13 protein-coding genes are annotated in these 18,575 nt (G+C 62.9%); 6 read left to right on the forward strand and 7 right to left on the reverse strand.

Going from position 1 to position 18,575, the window contains the following annotated elements; all coding sequences use genetic code 11:
- The first annotated feature begins 30 nt into the window (after positions 1 to 30).
- From ACEWPM_RS02355 to ACEWPM_RS02375, 5 genes are all read left to right on the forward strand, one after another.
- Positions 31 to 1,533, forward strand: coding sequence for a CoA-acylating methylmalonate-semialdehyde dehydrogenase (locus ACEWPM_RS02355; protein WP_393960868.1), 1,503 nt, complete (start codon positions 31 to 33; stop codon positions 1,531 to 1,533).
- Positions 1,534 to 1,662: 129 nt separating this feature from the next.
- The gene (locus ACEWPM_RS02360) at positions 1,663 to 2,796 is read left to right on the forward strand and encodes a carboxylate-amine ligase (RefSeq protein WP_393960869.1); all 1,134 of its coding nucleotides are present in this window, start codon (positions 1,663 to 1,665) and stop codon (positions 2,794 to 2,796) included.
- A 123-nt stretch (positions 2,797 to 2,919) separates the two neighbouring features.
- Positions 2,920 to 3,792: a 3-hydroxyisobutyrate dehydrogenase gene (gene mmsB / locus ACEWPM_RS02365; protein WP_393960870.1), complete on the forward strand. Its 873-nt coding sequence runs from the start codon at positions 2,920 to 2,922 to the stop codon at positions 3,790 to 3,792.
- Positions 3,793 to 3,859: 67 nt separating this feature from the next.
- Positions 3,860 to 5,017 carry an AI-2E family transporter gene (locus ACEWPM_RS02370; RefSeq protein ID WP_393960871.1) on the forward strand — a complete coding sequence of 386 codons (1,158 nt, stop codon included), beginning with the start codon at positions 3,860 to 3,862 and terminating at the stop codon, positions 5,015 to 5,017.
- A gap of 98 nt (positions 5,018 to 5,115) precedes the next feature.
- Complete coding sequence (locus ACEWPM_RS02375) at positions 5,116 to 6,408, forward strand: sensor domain-containing phosphodiesterase (protein ID WP_393960872.1); 1,293 nt, start codon at positions 5,116 to 5,118, stop codon at positions 6,406 to 6,408.
- An 18-nt stretch (positions 6,409 to 6,426) separates the two neighbouring features.
- On the opposite strand, the gene uvrA is transcribed toward ACEWPM_RS02375, so the two are convergent.
- Positions 6,427 to 9,285, reverse strand: coding sequence for an excinuclease ABC subunit UvrA (uvrA, locus tag ACEWPM_RS02380; RefSeq protein WP_393960873.1), 2,859 nt, complete (start codon positions 9,283 to 9,285; stop codon positions 6,427 to 6,429).
- Between the two features lie 135 nt (positions 9,286 to 9,420).
- Between uvrA and ACEWPM_RS02385 the strand changes: the two genes are divergently transcribed.
- Positions 9,421 to 9,771: a DUF488 domain-containing protein gene (locus tag ACEWPM_RS02385; RefSeq protein ID WP_393960874.1), complete on the forward strand. Its 351-nt coding sequence runs from the start codon at positions 9,421 to 9,423 to the stop codon at positions 9,769 to 9,771.
- On the opposite strand, the gene ACEWPM_RS02390 is transcribed toward ACEWPM_RS02385, so the two are convergent.
- The 6 genes from ACEWPM_RS02390 to ACEWPM_RS02415 all read right to left on the reverse strand — a co-directional run bounded on the left by ACEWPM_RS02390 (position 9,768) and on the right by ACEWPM_RS02415 (position 18,489).
- Entirely contained in the window at positions 9,768 to 10,328 is a 561-nt protein-coding gene (locus ACEWPM_RS02390) for a methyltransferase domain-containing protein (protein WP_393960875.1), read from the reverse strand. The two genes, ACEWPM_RS02385 and ACEWPM_RS02390, sit on opposite strands and share 4 nt — an antisense overlap.
- A gap of 6 nt (positions 10,329 to 10,334) precedes the next feature.
- Positions 10,335 to 11,732 (reverse strand): dihydrolipoyl dehydrogenase, encoded by a 1,398-nt coding sequence (gene lpdA, locus ACEWPM_RS02395; RefSeq protein ID WP_393960876.1) that lies wholly within the window; start codon positions 11,730 to 11,732, stop codon positions 10,335 to 10,337.
- Between the two features lie 143 nt (positions 11,733 to 11,875).
- A complete protein-coding gene (locus ACEWPM_RS02400) occupies positions 11,876 to 12,460 on the reverse strand; it encodes a DUF924 family protein (RefSeq protein WP_393960877.1) in 585 nt (194 codons plus the stop codon).
- Positions 12,461 to 12,559: 99 nt separating this feature from the next.
- Entirely contained in the window at positions 12,560 to 13,837 is a 1,278-nt protein-coding gene (locus ACEWPM_RS02405; RefSeq protein WP_393960878.1) for an MFS transporter, read from the reverse strand.
- 110 nt (positions 13,838 to 13,947) lie between these two features.
- The gene (queA, locus tag ACEWPM_RS02410; RefSeq protein ID WP_393960879.1) at positions 13,948 to 15,000 is read right to left on the reverse strand and encodes a tRNA preQ1(34) S-adenosylmethionine ribosyltransferase-isomerase QueA; all 1,053 of its coding nucleotides are present in this window, start codon (positions 14,998 to 15,000) and stop codon (positions 13,948 to 13,950) included.
- Positions 15,001 to 15,030: 30 nt separating this feature from the next.
- Positions 15,031 to 18,489: a YhdP family protein gene (locus tag ACEWPM_RS02415; protein ID WP_393960880.1), complete on the reverse strand. Its 3,459-nt coding sequence runs from the start codon at positions 18,487 to 18,489 to the stop codon at positions 15,031 to 15,033.
- Positions 18,490 to 18,575 lie beyond the last annotated feature (86 nt).

Raw genomic sequence — 18,575 nt, forward strand, 5'->3', positions numbered from 1 at the left:
GCTGCGCTCAATCGAAATTAGGAGGTTTCCATGACCACTGAACTCACGCATTACATCAACGGCAAGCATGTCAAAGGCACGTCGGGCCGTTTTTCGGACGTCTACAACCCCGCCACGGGCGAAGTGCAGGCCAAGACGCCGCTTGCCTCCGTGGACGAGCTGAACCAGGCCGTCGCTGACGCCGCGAAGGCCCAGATCGAGTGGGAAGCGGTCAACCCGCAAAAGCGCGCCCGCGTCATGATGGAATTCGTGCGTCTCATCAACCGCGACATGGACAAGTTGGCCGAGGCGATCAGCCGCGAGCATGGCAAGACCATCCCCGACGCCAAGGGCGACGTCCAGCGCGGCATGGAAGTGATCGAATTCTGCATCGGCGCGCCGCATTTCCTGAAAGGCGAGTATTCCGGCAACGCCTCGACCGGCATCGACATCTACTCGATGCGCCAGGCGCTGGGTGTCGTTGCGGGCATCACGCCCTTCAACTTCCCCGCCATGATCCCGATGTGGAAGATGGGTCCCGCCATCGCCGCCGGCAACGCCGTCATCATCAAGCCGTCCGAGCGCGATCCTTCCTGCCCGCTCATGCTGGCCGAGCTCTGGACCGAAGCGGGCCTGCCCGACGGCGTCTGCCAGGTCGTCAATGGCGACAAGGAATCGGTCGACGCGATCCTCGACAATGACGATATCAAAGCCGTCGGCTTTGTCGGCTCGACCCCAATCGCGCAGTATATCTATGGCCGGGCCTGCTCGAACGGCAAGCGCGCGCAGTGCTTTGGCGGTGCCAAGAACCACATGATCATCATGCCCGACGCGGACCTCGATCAGGCGGCAGACGCGCTGATCGGTGCCGGTTACGGCGCGGCGGGCGAGCGCTGCATGGCGATCTCGGTCGCGGTGCCGGTGGGCGACGAAACCGCGGACAAGCTGATCGAGAAGCTGGTTCCGCGCATCGAGAAGCTGAAGGTCGGCCCCTACACCTCGGATACCGAGATGGATTACGGCCCGGTCGTGACCGCCGAGGCGAAAAAGCGGATCGAGGGCCTTGTGCAGTCCGGCATTGACCAGGGCGCCGAGCTGGTCGTCGACGGGCGCGGTTTCAGCCTGCAGGGCTATGAGGATGGTTTCTTCCTCGGGCCGCACCTTTTCGACAAGGTGACGCCCGACATGGACATCTACCAGCAGGAGATCTTTGGCCCCGTCCTGACCACGATCCGCGCAGGCAGCTATGAAGAAGCGCTCAAACTGGCCTCGGATCATGAGATGGGCAACGGCACCGCCATCTTCACCCGCGACGGCGATGCGGCGCGCGATTTCGCATCCCGCGTGAATGTGGGCATGGTCGGCATCAACTTCCCCATCCCGGTGCCGCTGGCGCATTACACCTTCGGCGGGTGGAAGAAATCGGCTTTCGGCGATCTTAACCAATACGGTCCCGACGCGTTCAAGTTCTACACCAAGACCAAGACCGTCACCTCGCGCTGGCCCTCGGGAATAAAGGAAGGCGGCGAGTTCCACTTCAAACTGGCCGACTGATGACATATTGGCGCCCGGCCTATCCGGGCGCCAAAAGCCTTCTGGAAGGCTTTTGCCTAAGAAAATTCGAATTTTCTTGGCACGGCGCGCAACCTGCGCTTTGCTGAGCCTCCGGTACAGGAGGCGTGCATGGCATTGGATGAGCCCGATTTCACCATCGGCATCGAGGAGGAGTACCTCCTTGTCGATAGGGAGACCATGGCGCTGACCGACGCGCCCGAAGCGCTGATGAAGGCCTGCCGCAGCGAGTTGCAGGATCAGGTCAGCCCCGAATTCCTGAACTGCCAGATCGAGATCGGCACCAAGGTCTGCGCCACCGTCGGCGATGCCCGCGAGGATCTGCGCCGCCTGCGCAGCTGTATCGCGCGCGAAGCCTCGAAATTCGGCCTCGCGCCGATTGCTGCCTCCTGCCATCCCTTCTCGCGCTGGCGCGAGCAAAAGCATACTGACAAGGACCGGTACAACGATTTGTCCACCGATCTGGCTGGTGTGGTGCGGCGCATGCTGATCTGCGGCATGCATGTACATGTCGCTGTCGGCGCGCCCGACCGGCGCATCGATATCATGAACCAGCTCAGCTACTTCCTGCCGCATCTTCTGGCGCTCAGCTGCTCCTCACCATTCTGGCAAGGCCACGACACCGGCCTCGACAGCTATCGCCTGACGGTGTTCGACAACCTGCCCCGCACCGGCCTGCCGCCCCGGATGAGCAGCTTTGGCGAGTATGAGCGCGCCACCCATGTCCTCACCGATCTGGGCGTGATCGAGGATGCGTCCAAGATCTGGTGGGATCTGCGCCCCTCGTCCAAATTTCCGACCATCGAGGCGCGGATTTGTGATGTACAGCCCCGGATAGAGGACGCCTTGACGCTTGCCGCGCTGATCCAGGGACTGGCCCGGATGCTATGGCGGCTCTCGATCAAGAACCAGCGCTGGCGCATTTATGAAACATTTCTCATCTCGGAAAACCGTTGGCGTGCGCAGCGCTACGGCGTGCGAGAGGGGCTGATTGACTTCGGGCTTGGTCAGATCGTGCCGATGTCCGTCCTGATGGATGAAATGCTGGAGCTGATCGAAGAGGACGCCGCGCATTTCAACTCGGCCTCCGAGGTGGCACATGCGCGCAGCATGGCGTCGCAAGGCACAAGCGCAGATCGCCAGCGCCGCACCTTCGAGGCCGCTGCGACCGCGGGCAAGGACCGTGAGGCGGCCCTGCGCGAAGTCGTTGCTCATCTCATCGAAGAATTTCACGACGGGCTCTAGGCGGCGCTAACAGGTGCTTTGCGCTTGGTGGTATTCGCTCAAACTCCTCTCTCCTGCGCCATTGTGCCACCCATCCTATCGTTCTAATCTGCGCGAAATTTCAAACGCATGAAAGGGGTTGTCATGGAAATCGGATTTATCGGGCTGGGCAATATGGGCGGGCCCATGGCGGCCAATCTGGCTGCGGCCGGCCATGATGTTACCGGTTTCGACCCGGCGGGCGTGACAGCCGAAGGTGTCGTGATTGCCTCCAGCGCCGAAGAGGCTGCACGCGGGCGGGAGGTGGTTATCACCATGCTGCCAAATGGCGACATCCTGCGCAGCGTCGCCGATCAGATCATCCCCGTCATGGAAAAACGCTCCGTCTTTCTCGACTGTTCGACCGTCGATGTGGCCAGCGCCCACGATGTGGCGGCTCAGGCCCAAAAGGCAGGCCTCTCCGCACTTGATGCGCCGGTTTCGGGCGGCGTCGGCGGCGCGGCGGGCGGGACGCTCACCTTCATGGTCGGCGGCGATGAGGCAGGCTTTGCCATCGCCAGGCCGCTCTTCGACATCATGGGCGCGAAAGCCGTGCATTGCGGCCCCTCGGGCAATGGCCAGGCGGCCAAGATCTGCAACAACATGATCCTCGGCGCCACGATGATCGCCACCTGCGAGGCCTTCGCGCTTGCCGACAAGTTGGGCCTCGACCGGCAGGCGATGTTCGATGTGGTCAGCACATCGTCGGGCTACAGCTGGTCCATGAACGCCTACTGCCCCGCCCCCGGCATCGGCCCAAAAAGCCCCGCCGACAACGACTACAAGCCGGGTTTCGCAGCCGAGCTGATGCTCAAGGACCTCACCCTTGCCCAGCAGGCCGCCGAGGCCGTGGATGCCGACACGCCGATGGGCACCGCCGCTCGTGCGATTTATGCCCGCTTCGTTGAGGAAGAAGACGGCCGGGGCCGCGATTTCAGCGCAATGCTTCCGCGGTTCTCAGACCGCGGGCGCAGCTAGGCCAGGCATCTAACCCGCGAAGGCTTTCCTGCGGAACCAATCCCGCGGCACCGGCGTTCAACTCAGGATGAGCGCGACAAGCGGTCACTTGGGGGGCACTGCCGAAATGAAGGCGCAGAAACGCATTTATGTGCCGCTGATCGGCATTTTCATCGTGGTTCTGGTGGCGGCTCTCGTAGCAGCCGCCAATTTCCTGATACCAGTGACGGCGGCGATCCTGTCTTATTTCGTATTCAGTCGTCCGCGCCGCATGCTGGAACGGCTGGGACTTCCCAGCATGCTGATTGCCGGAATCTTCACTGCTTTTCTCTTCGTCTGCGTTGGCATTGCCATCGCCTGGTTTGCCGAGCCTGTCAGCAATCTCGTTGATGACATGCCGCGCCTCATACAGGAAATGCAGACAAAGCTTGGCGATAGCGACAGCCCTCTGGCGAAGGTGAATGACGCCGCAGAAGCAATCGACAAAGCGGTCGGAAATGACAACAAAAAGCCCGCGATGGAAGTCGAGGTCGTCTCGGAGACTTCGACATCCCTGACCATCCTGACCATGGCGCCAAAGGTGCTGAGCCAGGTCATCTTTGCCATTTTCCTGACCTTTTTCCTGATCGGATCGGGTGACTTCTTTGCCCTGCGCACGGTGGAAAGCCTGCCCAAGCTGCAGGACAAGCGCCGCGCAGTCGAGATCATCAAGACCATCGAAGACCGGCTGGGCCGTTACCTGGGCGGGATTGCCATCATAAACGCGATCCTGGGACTGTCGATCGGGATTGCCATGTATCTTTGGGGCGTCCCGAATGCCATCGCGATCGGTGTAATGGGCTTCGCGCTGAATTTCGTACCTTTCCTGGGCGCCGTTGCAGGTGCCTGCATCGCGGCCCTTGTGGCCTTCGTGTCTCTGTCGACCGGGTGGGAAACGGCCGGCGTTTTCCTGACCTACATGGCTCTCACGTCTATCGAGGGGCAGCTGGTAACGCCCCTCCTGATTTCCCGCCGCATGCAGCTGAACACGCCTATCCTTTTCCTGATCGTCGCGTTCTTCGCCTATATCTGGTCGGTCGTCGGGATGGTAGTCGCGGTGCCCGTTCTGATCGTGGTCAAGATCGTCTGCGACGAGATCGAGGGTTTGCGGCCCTTGGGCCACTTCCTCGGCGACAGCTCTGACCAACGGCTTCGCGCGGCATCCAGAGACTCGGGCGCGCGAGGCAAGGCTGGTCAGGATCGGTAGACTTTTTGCTACCTTCCTGCGGGAAACCTGCGGACGCTAACGGTTTTGTTATAGGTATCGCCGAAGACTGGCGGTTTCTTCCACTGCCAGGTGCCCGGATGCCAACCACGCCGATTACTGCCACGCCCCTTGCGGTTTCCAACATCGCCAACATGATCCCGAACGCCATGGAGCTTGCCTGCGGCAGCGGGGATGAGACGATCGATGCCGCCCTTGCATTCGTGCGTGTGCACCTGGGCATGGAAGTCGCTTATCTGTCCGAATTTATCGGCGACAATCTGCTGTTTCGCGCGGTCAGCGCGCCGGGCTTGGAAAATTTGGCGCATGTTGGCGCCACGATGCCGCTTGATCAGGTCTATTGCCGTCATATTCTGGCGGGCCGCCTGCCGGAACTCATCCCCGACACTGCGGACCAGCCGATGTGCCAGGGCCTCGCGCTGACCCATGCGATACCGATCAAGAGTCATGTCAGTGTGCCGATCCGACGCCGCGACGGCAGCGTCTATGGCATGTTCTGCTGTCTCAGCCGCATGGCCAAGCCTGACCTTACACAGCGTGATCTGGAGGTCATGCGCGCCTTCGCCGCTCTTTCGGCCGAGCAGATCAATGACAAGATCGCGGCGCGTGTCACCCATGACACCGTGCATGGCACCATCAGCGATGTTCTGGCGGCGCGCGATTTTGACATCATGTATCAGCCCATCATGGATGCCGCCGCGCGGCGGCCGAAAGGGTTCGAGGCACTCTGCCGATTTCATGCGCAGCCCTATCGCCCGCCGAACCTTTGGTTTGAAGATGCGGCAGCTGTCGGTCTGCAGGTGGACTTGGAAATCTGCGTGATCGAAGAGGCTCTGACGGCGTTGGCAGAGCTGCCCGCCCACGTCTATGTCTCGGTCAATGCGTCGCCCGGCACTGTCGCCTCCGGGCGGCTGGGCGCTGTATTCGCCAACTGGCCGGCCGAGCGGATCGTGCTGGAAGTGACCGAACATGCGATGGTCGAAAACTACGACCGCCTGCTGCAAGAACTCGATGCGCTGCGCTTTCGGGGCGTGCGCCTCGCCATCGACGACGCTGGCGCGGGCTACTCGGGCCTGCAGCACATCGTGCGCCTACATCCCGACATCATCAAGCTGGACATGTCCCTGACAAGCGGTATCGATGCGGATATCGTGCGCCGCTCTCTTGGCGCGGCACTAGTGCAGTTCGCGATTGAAATCGATGCCGCCATTGTCGCCGAGGGGATCGAAACAGAAGCCGAATTCGACACCCTGCACAGGTTGGGTGTTCCGCTGACCCAAGGGTATTTCCTGGGCAAGCCGGCGGATCTAAAAACGGCTCGGGCCTGGTTCGCAAAACCCGAAGCGCAGCAACGCCCCGCCCGGCGCGACTGACGCCGGGCGGCACTCAGCTCATTCCGCGGCAACCTTTCGGGGGCGCAGCATGGGTCCAAGGTAATGGCCGGTATGGCTGCGCGGCTCGGCCGCGACAGCCTCTGGCGTGCCGACCGCAACAACCTCACCGCCGCCATCGCCGCCTTCGGGGCCGATATCGATGATCCAGTCAGCCGTCTTGATGACGTCGAGGTTGTGCTCGATCACGACCACGGTGTTTCCGCTGTCGACCAGCTCGTGCAGCACCTCCAGCAGCTTTTTCACATCCTCAAAATGCAGGCCCGTTGTCGGCTCATCGAGGATATAAAGCGTGCGGCCTGTGCTGCGCTTGGCGAGCTCCTTCGAAAGCTTCACGCGCTGCGCCTCGCCGCCGGAAAGCGTCGTCGCCTGCTGGCCGACCTTGATATAGCCAAGGCCGACGCGCACCAATGCATCCATCTTCTCGCGGATGCTCGGCACCGCCTTGAAGAAGTCCTGCGCATCTTCAACCGTCATATCAAGAACATCGGCTATGCTCTTGCCCTTGAAGCGAATTTCCAGAGTTTCGCGATTGTAGCGCGCGCCTTGGCAGGTCTCGCAGGTGACATAGACATCGGGTAGAAAATGCATCTCGATCTTGATAACACCATCTCCCTGACACGCCTCGCAGCGCCCGCCCTTCACGTTGAAACTGAAGCGTCCGGGTTTATAGCCACGCGCCTTGGCCTCGGGCAGATTGGCAAACCAGTCACGGATCGGCGTGAAGGCGCCGGTATAGGTGGCGGGGTTCGAGCGGGGTGTGCGCCCGATGGGGCGCTGGTCGATGTCGATAACCTTGTCGAGATGCTCGAGCCCCTTGATCGTCTCGCAGGGCGCGGGCGTCTGGCGTGCGCCATTCAGTTGCATCGAGGCGGTCTTGAACAGCGTCTCGATGGTCAGGGTGGACTTGCCCCCGCCCGATACGCCCGAAACACAGACGAATTTGCCAAGGGGAAACTCGGCCGTCACGTCCTTGAGGTTGTTGCCGGTCGCCTTGACGACCTTCAGCTTCTTGCCGTTGCCCTTGCGCCTCTTGGCCGGAACCGAAATCTCGCGCGCGCCAGAAAGGTATTGCCCGGTGATGGAATTGGGGTCGGCCGCCACCGCCGAAGGCACACCATGGCTAACCACCTGCCCGCCATGCACGCCCGCGCCGGGGCCGATATCGAAAACGTAATCCGCCTCGCGGATCGCCTCTTCGTCATGTTCGACCACGATCACGGTATTGCCCTGATCCCGCAGGTTTTTCAGTGTCCCGAGCAGGCGGTCATTGTCGCGCTGGTGCAGGCCAATGGACGGCTCGTCCAGCACGTAGAGCACACCGGTCAACCCGCTGCCGATCTGACTGGCTAGGCGGATACGCTGCGACTCGCCACCCGACAGAGTGCCGGCGTTGCGGCTGAGCGTCAGGTATTCGAGGCCCACGTTATTCAGGAACCCCAGCCTTTCGCGGATCTCCTTGAATATCGCGCGGGCGATCTCCTGCTTCTGGTTGCTGAGGCGCGCGGGCGCCTTGGTCACCCAGTCGAGAGCCTCGCGGATCGACATCTGCACGACCTGGCCAATGTGCAGGTCCGCGATCTTGACCGCCAGCGCCTCTTCGCGCAGGCGATAGCCCTCGCAGGCGCCGCAGGGGCGGTTGTTCTGGTAGCGCTCGAATTCCTCGCGCACCCAGGCGCTATCCGTCTCGCGATAGCGGCGCTCCATATTGGGAATCACGCCCTCGAACACGCGGCTGACATTGTAGACGCGCCCGCCCTCGTCATAGCGGAACGCGATCTCATCCTCGCCCGAGCCATGCAGAAAGACTTGCTGCACATGGGCAGGCAGATCCTTCCACTTGGTCTTCATGTCGAATTCGTAGTGGCGCGCGATGGCCTCGATCGTCTGCAGGAAATAGGGGCTCTTGCCCTTGCGCCACGGGGCCAGCGCACCGTCGTAGATTTTCAGGTTCTGATCGGGCACGACCAGCCGCTCGTCAAAAAACAGCTCCACCCCAAGGCCGTCGCAGACCGGGCAAGCGCCGAAAGGCGCGTTGAAAGAAAAGAGGCGCGGCTCGATTTCGGGGATGGTAAAACCTGACACGGGGCACGCAAATTTTTCGGAGAAGGTCACGCGCTCCGGCTCGCCCTCGCTGGGCGCGGTTTCCAAAACGGCGATGCCATCGGCAAGGTCCAAGGCGGTGCGCAGGCTGTCGGCCAGCCGCGTCTCAAGGCCCTCTTTCACCACAAGCCGATCAACCACCACGTCAATGTCGTGGCGGAACTTCTTGTCCAGCGTCGGCGGCTCGTCCAGCTCGTAGAACTCGCCATTCACCTTGACGCGCTGGAATCCGTTCTTGCGCAGCTCGATGAATTCCTTGCGGTATTCACCCTTGCGGTCGCGCACGATGGGGGCCAGCAGATAGGCGCGCGTACCCTCTTCCATCGCCATGATGCGGTCTACCATGTCCTGCACCTGCTGCGCCTCGATTGGCTTGCCGGTGGCGGGCGAATAGGGCGTGCCCGCGCGGGCGAAGAGAAGGCGCAGGTAATCGTAGATTTCGGTCACGGTGCCGACAGTCGAGCGGGGATTCTTAGACGTCGTCTTCTGCTCGATACTGATCGCGGGGCTAAGGCCGCTGATGTGATCGACATCGGGCTTCTGCATCATGTCGAGAAATTGCCGCGCATAGGCGCTGAGCGATTCTACATAGCGACGCTGGCCCTCGGCATAGATGGTGTCGAAGGCGAGGCTGGACTTGCCCGAACCGGAAAGACCCGTGATCACAACCAGTTGGTCGCGGGGGATATCGACGTCGATATTCTTCAGGTTATGCTCGCGCGCGCCGCGCACTTCGATGTTTTTCAGCTCGGCCATGGTGCCCCCAAGTTTGAGGCTACACAGATAGTGTAGCGCGCCCGCCGTTCCAACCCGTATTAACGAACATAAGTGGAACGTGAAGACCTGAAACTTTGCCAGCCCCTCCGCGTTCTCACAGAAAGGAGACATATCATGGATATACGCACACGACGCGCCTATGACGACATGGCGGAAAACGATGGATATCGCGTGCTGGTCGACAGGATCTGGCCACGCGGCGTCTCCAAGGATGATCTGGATCTCGACGATTGGTGCAAGGAGGTCGCGCCCAGCGATGAGTTGCGCGAATGGTTCGACCACGATGCGGACAAGTGGGAGGAATTCCGGCGCCGCTATCACTCGGAATTGAGCGACTGCAGCGCCGCCGCTGATCTGGCAAAGCGGGCGAAGAAGGGTCGTGTGACGCTGATCTACGGCGCCAAGGACGAGACGCATAACAACGCCGAGGCGTTGCGCGACTGGCTGAAGACCAAGGCCGGCTAGATTTTCTGCGCCAGCGCCCAGGCACAGATGGGGTAATCCGGATCGTTGGTCAGATCATCGGTCGCGGGGTCATAAACCGGCGGCCATTTGTCCTCCAGATTGCGGGCCGCTGCCTGCCGATTGCCCCACTGTCCCGCCTTGATATGCGCCGCGTCAAAACCGGCCTCAATCAGCAGGTTGGTCAGGCCGCGCGCTGTCCAGCGCGTGCAGTCATGGGGCGCGCCGTGATAGCGCACGAAGAAGGGCACGGCGAGCCAGAAATAGCCCCCCATCCGCAACATCCGCAGCACGTTGCGCGTGGCGGCATAAGGGCGATCCAGATGCTCCCACACCTGATTGGCCAGCACGATGTCGAATTTCTGCACCAGTCCGTCCTGCGACAGGAATGGACCCTCGCAGATATCATGTTCGGGATAGCGAAAGCGCGTGTAGCTACCGAACGTGTAGCGCCGCCCGTTCTTGCCTGAAATCTCGGCCGCATCCATGGCAAGCAAAGGAAGCGCCTCCAGCCATTCCCGCGACGTCTGCTGCATGACGATCCGATTGAGCGATGGCATTGCCGCCTACATGTGGATGACGCGGTCGTAGGCGTCGAGGACGCTTTCGTGCATCATCTCGCTCAGCGTGGGGTGCGGGAAAACGGCGTTCATCAGGTCTTCCTCGGTCGTCTCCAACTGGCGTCCAACGACATATCCCTGGATAAGTTCGGTGACTTCCGCTCCGATCATATGCGCACCCAGCAGCTCGCCGGTCTTGGCGTCGAAGATGGTCTTGACCATGCCCTCGGCCTCGCCCAACGCGATGGCCTTACCGTTGCCGATGAAGGGGAAGCGGCCCACCTTGATGTCATGGCCGAGTTCCTTGGCCTTGGCTTCGGTATAGCCGACGGACGCGATCTGCGGGTTGGAATATGTGCAGCCCGCGATACTGGCAGGCTTGACGGGGTGAGGATCTTTGCCCGCGATCAGCTCGGCCACCATGACGCCCTCATGACTGGCCTTGTGCGCGAGCCAGGGCGCGCCGGCGATGTCGCCGATGGCATAGAGTCCATCGACGCCGGTGCGGCAGTATTCATCGGTCAGCACATGGGTGCGGTCAATCTTGACGCCCAGCTCTTCCAGCCCAAGACCTTCGATATTGCCGACGATGCCGACAGCGGAGATCACCGTATCGAACTCGTGTTTCTCGGTCTTGCCATTCGCTTCGATATGCGCGGTCACCTTGCCCTTGGCGCGGTCCAGCTTCTTGACGGCGGTTTTCTGCAGGATCTTCATCCCCTGCTTCTCGAACTGCTTTTTCGCGAATTTCGAGATCTCGGCATCCTCGACGGGCAGGATACGGTCCATCACCTCGACCACGGTCGTTTCGGCGCCCAGCGTGTTGTAGAAGCTGGCGAATTCGATCCCAATGGCGCCCGACCCGATGACCAGCAGCTTTTTGGGCATACGCACCGGCTGCAGCGCGTGGCGATAGGTCCAGACCAGATCGCCATCCGCCTCCAGCCCCGGCAACTCGCGCGCGCGCGCGCCGGTGGCCAGAACGATGTTCTTGGCCGTCAGCTCCTCATCATCGCCCTTGTCCATCTTGATGGCGACCTTGCCCTTGGCGGGCATCGTCGCCTCGCCGCGGAAGACGTTGATCTTGTTCTTCTTCATCAGATGGCCAATGCCATCCGATAGCTGCTTGGCCACCCCGCGCGAGCGTTTGACGACGGCGTCCAGATCGTAATCGACCTTCTCGACCTTGAGGCCGAATTCCTTGGCCCGGTGCATCAGGTGAAACACTTCCGAGCTGCGCAGCATCGCCTTGGTCGGGATACAGCCCCAGTTCAGGCAGATGCCACCCATGTTCTCACGCTCGACGATGGCGACAGACATACCCAACTGCGCGCCACGAATGGCGGCAACATAGCCGCCGGGGCCGGCGCCGATCACGATCAGGTCAAAGGATTTGGGGGCCATCTGCGTCTCCGGGATGCTGAACTGGGATGCTATTTAGTTCAATGTTAAACCACCTTGCGCAAAGGCACAACGCAAACGCCGCGCCCGACCTGGTCGGGTGCGCCGTGATGTGATCTGTTGGATTGAAACAGATCTACGCGCGGTCAGGCGGCGTCTTTCTGCTGAAGCTGGCGCAGCGTATGTCCGTAGGCCCCCGCCTTGAGATACGCCGTTTCGGCTGGCGTGGATTTGCGGCCCAGCGCCTCGTTGCGATAGGGGAAGCGGCCAAATTGCCGGATTACCTCGCGATGCGCCCGCGCGTGCAGCAACTGACTGTCGCCGGTTTCGGGCATACGCTCGCAAATCAGGCGGATGCAGCGCTCCTGATCGCAAAGATTTTCGGAGTGCATGAGCGGCAGGTAGAAGAACTGGCGCGCAGGCTCGTCGATCATCATGTCCCATTTGCGCCCGATCGCGGACTTGGCGGCAGCGACGGCATGGCGGTCAGTTGCAAAGGCCGTGCCCGCGCCTCGAAACATGTTGCGCGGCAACTGGTCCATCAGAATGATATAGGCCAGCGTCCCGGTGGGATAGGTCAGCCAGAGGCCATGGGCGCCTTTGCGGGCGCTTTCCCAAGCAGGTTCGAACCGGTCCTTGATCTGCGCATCCAGCGCGTCGGTCGGGTCATACCAGCGCTTGGGTCCGACATCATCAAGCCAGAACGCGAGGATTTCCTCTGGTGCCGTCACGGGTCTCACTCCTCAAATGCCACGCCGCCGTATCTATCAGGTTACCGTCATGAAGGTGGTGATGGACAGTAACGTATTGCTACAAACGCGAAATTCCGCTCACGCCACGCTTTCGCGGGCGGCTTCCACAGCCTCTTCCTCCTGCGCGACATCGACGGCGTATTCTTGTGCATAGGTCACGGCCATCGGCGAGGAGGAGGGCATGACCGGCGTGTATCCCTCGACCGGATCCACGATCTGCGTCGGGCGCTGCGTCATGCGGTAGGCGGCATAGATGGCCATGGCCGCGCCAAGGATCGCGATATAGAGGAAAAAGCCCCCCGGCCCCATCACCGACATCATCCAGCCCGTCGTGACTGGGCCCGCGATGGCGCCGAGGCCATTGATGAAGACGAGGCCACTGGCCGCCGCTGGCATATCCTCATGCTGCAGGAAGTCGTTGGTATAAGCAATAAGCAGAGAATACAAAGGGTTGGAGAGGCCACCCACGATGAAGGCCGCGGCCAGAAGCATCGTGAAATTCGCGCCGAAAATCATCGCGATGACCGCCCCGGCAGCCAACATCGCGCTGGAGATCAGGATCAGCAGACGCCGGTCCATCCAGTCCGAAAGCCAGCCCAGCGGGTATTGCACCAACATCGCACCGATATAGAAGGCCGAGACGAAGGCCGAGATTTCACCTACGCTCAGACCTGCCTTACCGCCATAGACCGCGCCCATTCCGAATTGCGCCGAAAAGATCCCGCCCAGCAGGAACATCCCCACGCAGCCCAGTGGCGACGTGTGATATATCTGCAGCAGCGTCATCGGCTTGGTCGCCTCGAAGGCGGGGGTCGGACTGATCGAGAGCAATACCGGCGCGAAAGAAATCGAAATCAGAACCGACGGGATGATGAACAGAATGAACCCGCCCGGATCCGCGACGATCATCAAACCCTGCGCCGAGACAATACCGATCATCTGAACGATCATGTAAAGCGACAGCGCCTTGCCGCGGTTCTCGTTACTGGCCGAATTGTTCAGCCAGGATTCGGCGGTGACATAGACGCCCGAGAAGCAAAATCCGATCAGCACGCGCGCAAGGCCCCAGGCCCAAGGGTCCGTCCAGGTGGGGTAAAGCAGCATTACCGACGAGATGAGCGAGCCGAGCGCCGCATAGACGCGCACATGACCCACCCGGCGGATCATCTCGGGCGCAAGGCGCGAGCCGAAGAGGAAGCCGACAAAATAGCCCGACATGACCAGCGACATCGCGAAGGTCGAGAAGCCCTCGATCTCGCCGCGAATACCCAAGAGCGTGCCCTGCATGCCGTTGCCGACCTGCAGCAGCATCATGCCGAAGAGCAGTGCCCATGCGCCTGATAGAACCTTGAACATGTTTTCTCTCCCGGAGCCGGTCTCCGGGCCATCTGGCCCGGGCATGCGCGGTGTGTCTGCCTTGAATGCGACTCAAGAACATGCGTGTCGCACTCGCCCTTGGCAGCGTTTCAGCGCGGGATCAACAAGGATGCATCGCCATAAGAGAAAAACCTGTATCGCTGCTCAACCGCATGAGCGTATATCCGGCGCAACTCGGCCCGGCCCATCAGCGCCGAGACCAGCATCATCAGCGTCGATTTTGGCAGGTGGAAATTGGTCATCAGCGCGTCTGTGACTTTGAAATCGAAGCCGGGATAGATGAAGATATCCGTCTCACCCGTCCATGGCGCAATGGTGCCACTGGCCCGCGCCGCGCTTTCGATCAGGCGCAGGGCGGTGGTCCCCACCGGGATGACGCGCCCGCCTCCGGCCTTGGTTGCCGCGATCTCGGCGGCGGCGGATTCGGTGACCTCGCCCCACTCGGCATGCATCTTGTGGGTGGTCACGTCCTCGACCTTGACGGGCAGAAAAGTACCCGCGCCCACATGCAGCGTCACATGGGTCATGGAAACGCCGCGCGCCGCCAGCGCCTCCAGCAACGGCGCGTCGAAATGCAGCGATGCGGTTGGCGCCGCCACGGCGCCCGAATGCCGCGCCCAGACGGTCTGGTAGTCGTCCTTATCAGAAGCGTCAGCGGCACGGCGCGCAGCGATGTAGGGCGGCAGCGGCATCGCGCCCGCCTCGGCCAGCGCCGCGTCGAAATCATCACCGGTCAAGTTGAATTCCAGGGCGCCCTGCCCGTCTTCCTTGGCGATCAGCGTGGCGCTCAGCCGGTCCGAGAAAACCACCACCTCACCCTCGCGCAGCTTCTTAAGCGGCTTTATCAGCGCGCTCCACCCGCCATCGGGACGCGGCTGCAGCAAGGTCACCTCGATGCGCGCCTCGGTGCGGCCCTGAGCGCCGTTGCGGGTGCGCAGCCCCGAGAGGCGCGCAGGAATGACGCGGGTGTCGTTCAGGACCAGCCTATCACCGGGGCGAAGCCAGTCCGGCAGATCGCCTACATGCGCGTCGGTCAGATGGGTGCCTTCGGCCACCAGCAGGCGGGCGGCACTGCGCGGGCGGATGGGACGCACGGCGATCAGATCGTCGGGAAGGTCATAGTCGAAATCACTCAGCTGCATCGCGCGGCCTTTGTCTGAATGCGGCAGGGTCTACCGGCTGTTGATGCCGCCTTGGCCGCCCAATTCCTGTCGGCGCGGGGACGATGGCGCCGGCGCGCTGGCCTCCGGCTGGGTTCGGGCGGTGCCGGGCGGGCTGCTGGCAGGCGGGCTGGCGGCGGGGCGCGTGGGCGCTTGGCGGCGGAAAATCTCGCGGAACATGCCGGGTGTCAACAGCGACAAGGGGTTGACCGACACCCTCGGAGCAGCTGCCCCGCCCTTCAGCGTGTAATTGACGCCCACCAGCCCCTCGCCCTGCCGGGTGAACATGCCCCCGATCGCGTTCACGATATAAAGGGGCGACACCACGCCCTGCATATCCATCTGCTTGTTTGCGAGGTAGTAATAGCCGTCCATCGAAATGCCCATCGACGCGCCCACCGCGCTGCTGGAGTAGAGCGTGAGTCGCTCAGGCCCCAGACGGAAGCGCGCATCGACATCGCTGAAATGGATGCCGCTCCCCGCCATTTGTTCCAGCAGGCCGACCACGCTGATCGCGCTGAGCAGCTCAGCCAGCGCGGGCGCCTCGGTCAGCCAGATGTCGCCGCCGGTCAGCTGTCCCTCATAGGTGCCCGGCGCGCCCGCGGGCGTCAGGATCAGCTCCATCTCGCCGCCGCGCGCCTGCTTGAGCACACCGGCCGAGCCCAGAACGCCGCCCGCGTCGTCAGTGACGATGCGAAAGGCGCTGCGCCCGTTCTGCGGCACGATCCGCCCACGGATCGGCGCACCGCCATTGAGGCGACCCGTAAAGGTGCCGTCCGCGCCATTGGCCGTGTCCAGCTGTGCGCGGAAATCGCTGAGCTGAATGCCGTCCGAGACGATCAGGCGGCTCAGCGCCAGCGAGACAGGCCCGCCCTGCCCCGAGCCGCCGCCCGATCCGGCCAAATCGGCGCGGCGCAAATCCACCTCGCCGCCCGTCACCTCGACGCCGGGCGCCGCGCCCTTGCCCCGCCCGACCAGCGTGACCGGCGACTCCAGCCAACCGCCGACGGAGACGCGCGAGAAGGTCGCGCGATCCAGCTGCCCCGCGCCCGTCAGGCTGACGCTCCCCGCCGCACTGAGGCCCGGCGCGTCCAGCGACAGCGCCTCGATCCGAAGCGGCGCACCCAGACGGCCCCGCACCTCCAGCGCGCCGCGCGCTGCGCGCGGCAGGCTCCAGTTCAGCTGCGACAGGGACAGGCCCAGCCCCGCCAGATCGGAGGTCAGCACGAAGCTGCCCGTGCCGTCCTTGGCCAGATCCACCGTCACTTCACCCCTGGCGCTGCCCCCCAGGCTGCCCGGCGGCAGGCCGATCCCGAACTCATCCGCAAAGGCCTGATCAAGCGTGACTGTCCCCTTGACTTGGCTGCCGGTCGAGTCCGGTCCCAGCGCGGCGGTATAGGCACCGGTGAAAGGCACCTCGCCCAGGCGGCCATCGCCGGCTACGCGCAAGCCGTCCTCATTGACGCTGAGGTTCAGCGCCTCGGCGCTCAGCATCCGGTTCGGGACCAGGACATCACTGCTGACATCGCTCAGCCGGCCCTTCACATCAAAGCTAACCTCGTGCGTCTTGAGCCCTTTCTTCAAAGGAAAGCCCAGTTGCGCCTCGATTTGCGCCATGCCCTCGGCCAGTGCGACAGGCCTGCCCTGCTTGCTCAGAAACTCGAACGGCTTGTTGTCCATCAGCGATAGCGCGGCGGTGACGCTGCTGTTGGTGCGCACCTGCACCTCGGCGGGCGCTTCGTGCACTTCGACATCGGGAACGGCGAAACTGGTGCCGGATATGTCGATGCGCCCGCCCTCGTCCGGCTGTATCCAGCCGCTATCGGCAGTAATGGCAAAGCGCCCATCCATCAGCCGCGCCGTGCCGGACAGCTCCTGAATCGGCGGCATCTCCTTCATGAAGCGGGTAGAGAGCCCTTCGAAATCGAACCCAAGAAACACATCCACCCGGTTTTTGGGCGGCGAGCGGACGGCCAGTTGAACGTTGCTCAGCTCTGCCTCCGAGACATTCTGCGACACCCATTTGCGCGTCTTGGGAACTGCCGCCTCGGGCCAGAGCTCCATCAGGCGGTCGCGGTCGATCTGGTCCATCCGCCCGTCCAGCGCCAGATCCCAGCCCGCCTCACCGCCGCGCAGGTCTCCCTCCAACACCAGGTGCCGCCCCTGATCCGACAGGCTCAACTGGCCGACCGTCAGATGAAACGGCGCCAGCCGCAGCCGCATGTCCAGTGTCGCGCCATCCAGCGCGACGGGCGCGTCATAAAGGTCGGCCGGATCGGCAGTGATGTCGGTGACCCGCAGCTGCGCCAGAAATTCATCGGGCCAGTCGCTTTGCCCGCCGATCATGTGGGCGATGCCCTCGGCCCGCGCCGAGACCCATTTGCTCTCGATCGAGACGGCCTCGAAGGTGATCGTCTGCGCCTTGGGATCATAGGTGAAATAACTACCCGCCGCATCGAAGGCGATGGGTGTGGTGCCTGCGGTCGGGCGTAGCGCACCCTTGCCGATCTGCAGGCTGGCATTGAGCGGGCCAAGCTGCCCTTCGGCATCCAGCCGGGCGCGCAGGGCGCCCGAAATGGGCGCATCCAGCGCATCGAGCCATGTCAGTGCCGGCGATTGCATCGCCAAGTCGCCCGCTGGCAGGTCCGAGAAGTTCAGCCCCAGCTGCGCCGCGCTACTTCCGATCCGGCTGGAGAAACTCATTTCAAGTGTGCTTGGATAGGCGCGCGCGCCCAGCACGGTAAAATCCCCGCGCATGCGCAGCGTACCGCCCTCGCGCGTCGCGGCCAGCTTGCCCCCGTCGATCGTCCAGGCCCGGCCGGTGCGCGCATCCTCGTAGCGCAGGGTCATGTTGTCGGCATGCACCCCGCGCAACGACGCCATGGCGGGACGCGTCAGCGCCTGATCCACCTGCGCGATGAGGCCACTGACGTCCCGCGGCGCGGCCGGGCCGACCGCCCCGTTCGCCGGCGCGGCGCCGCCCAGCTTGAGACCGACATCGCCCGCATCATTGCGCCGCAGATTGACCTGAAGCCCCGACAGCCGGATCTGCGACGGCTGGACCTGACCCTGCAGCAACGGACGCAGCGCCACGGTGCCGCCCAGTTCGGCCAAGGTCGCGATGACGCGGCGGTCCGGGCCGCGCAGCGTCACGTCCCGCAAGGCAAGGCGCGGGGTCCAACCCTCGTCGACCACCACGACCATCTCGCGCAGATCCACGTTCAGCCCACCTGCCTCGGCGTTTATACGGTCTACGATACGGCCACGCAGCCAGTCGGGCACCACCACCGGAGCGCCGATATAGGATAGCGCAAAGACCGCAACTGCCGCCGCCAGCGCGGCCATGCTCAGCAGCGACCACAGCCCGGCCTTGCGCCGCCGCTTGCGGCGCGCGTGACGCGTCTTGTGCGCGGCGTGCGTACCCGGAACGCGCGTATCGTCCGGAGGCTGATAGGGAGGATGCTTGCTCATTTGCTCCTTCGGGGGCCACGGCGATGATTGCGGAGCGCCTGATATCTTATGCGCATGGCCTTTTGCATTCGGCCCGCACCACTCTA

This window comes from Roseovarius maritimus (genome assembly GCF_043355895.2).
Classification (GTDB): domain Bacteria; phylum Pseudomonadota; class Alphaproteobacteria; order Rhodobacterales; family Rhodobacteraceae; genus Roseovarius; species Roseovarius maritimus.

Coding starts and splice junctions, on each gene's coding strand:
- lpdA (WP_393960876.1), bottom strand. CDS start 11,732: ATGGCCCCCAAATCCTTTGACCTGATCGTGATCGGCGCCGGCCCCGGC.
- uvrA (WP_393960873.1), bottom strand. CDS start 9,285: ATGGCCGAGCTGAAAAACATCGAAGTGCGCGGCGCGCGCGAGCATAAC.
- ACEWPM_RS02405 (WP_393960878.1), bottom strand. CDS start 13,837: ATGTTCAAGGTTCTATCAGGCGCATGGGCACTGCTCTTCGGCATGATG.
- mmsB (WP_393960870.1), top strand. CDS start 2,920: ATGGAAATCGGATTTATCGGGCTGGGCAATATGGGCGGGCCCATGGCG.
- ACEWPM_RS02415 (WP_393960880.1), bottom strand. CDS start 18,489: ATGAGCAAGCATCCTCCCTATCAGCCTCCGGACGATACGCGCGTTCCG.
- queA (WP_393960879.1), bottom strand. CDS start 15,000: ATGCAGCTGAGTGATTTCGACTATGACCTTCCCGACGATCTGATCGCC.
- ACEWPM_RS02370 (WP_393960871.1), top strand. CDS start 3,860: ATGAGCGCGACAAGCGGTCACTTGGGGGGCACTGCCGAAATGAAGGCG.
- ACEWPM_RS02355 (WP_393960868.1), top strand. CDS start 31: ATGACCACTGAACTCACGCATTACATCAACGGCAAGCATGTCAAAGGC.
- ACEWPM_RS02385 (WP_393960874.1), top strand. CDS start 9,421: ATGGATATACGCACACGACGCGCCTATGACGACATGGCGGAAAACGAT.
- ACEWPM_RS02390 (WP_393960875.1), bottom strand. CDS start 10,328: ATGCCATCGCTCAATCGGATCGTCATGCAGCAGACGTCGCGGGAATGG.
- ACEWPM_RS02360 (WP_393960869.1), top strand. CDS start 1,663: ATGGCATTGGATGAGCCCGATTTCACCATCGGCATCGAGGAGGAGTAC.
- ACEWPM_RS02375 (WP_393960872.1), top strand. CDS start 5,116: ATGCCAACCACGCCGATTACTGCCACGCCCCTTGCGGTTTCCAACATC.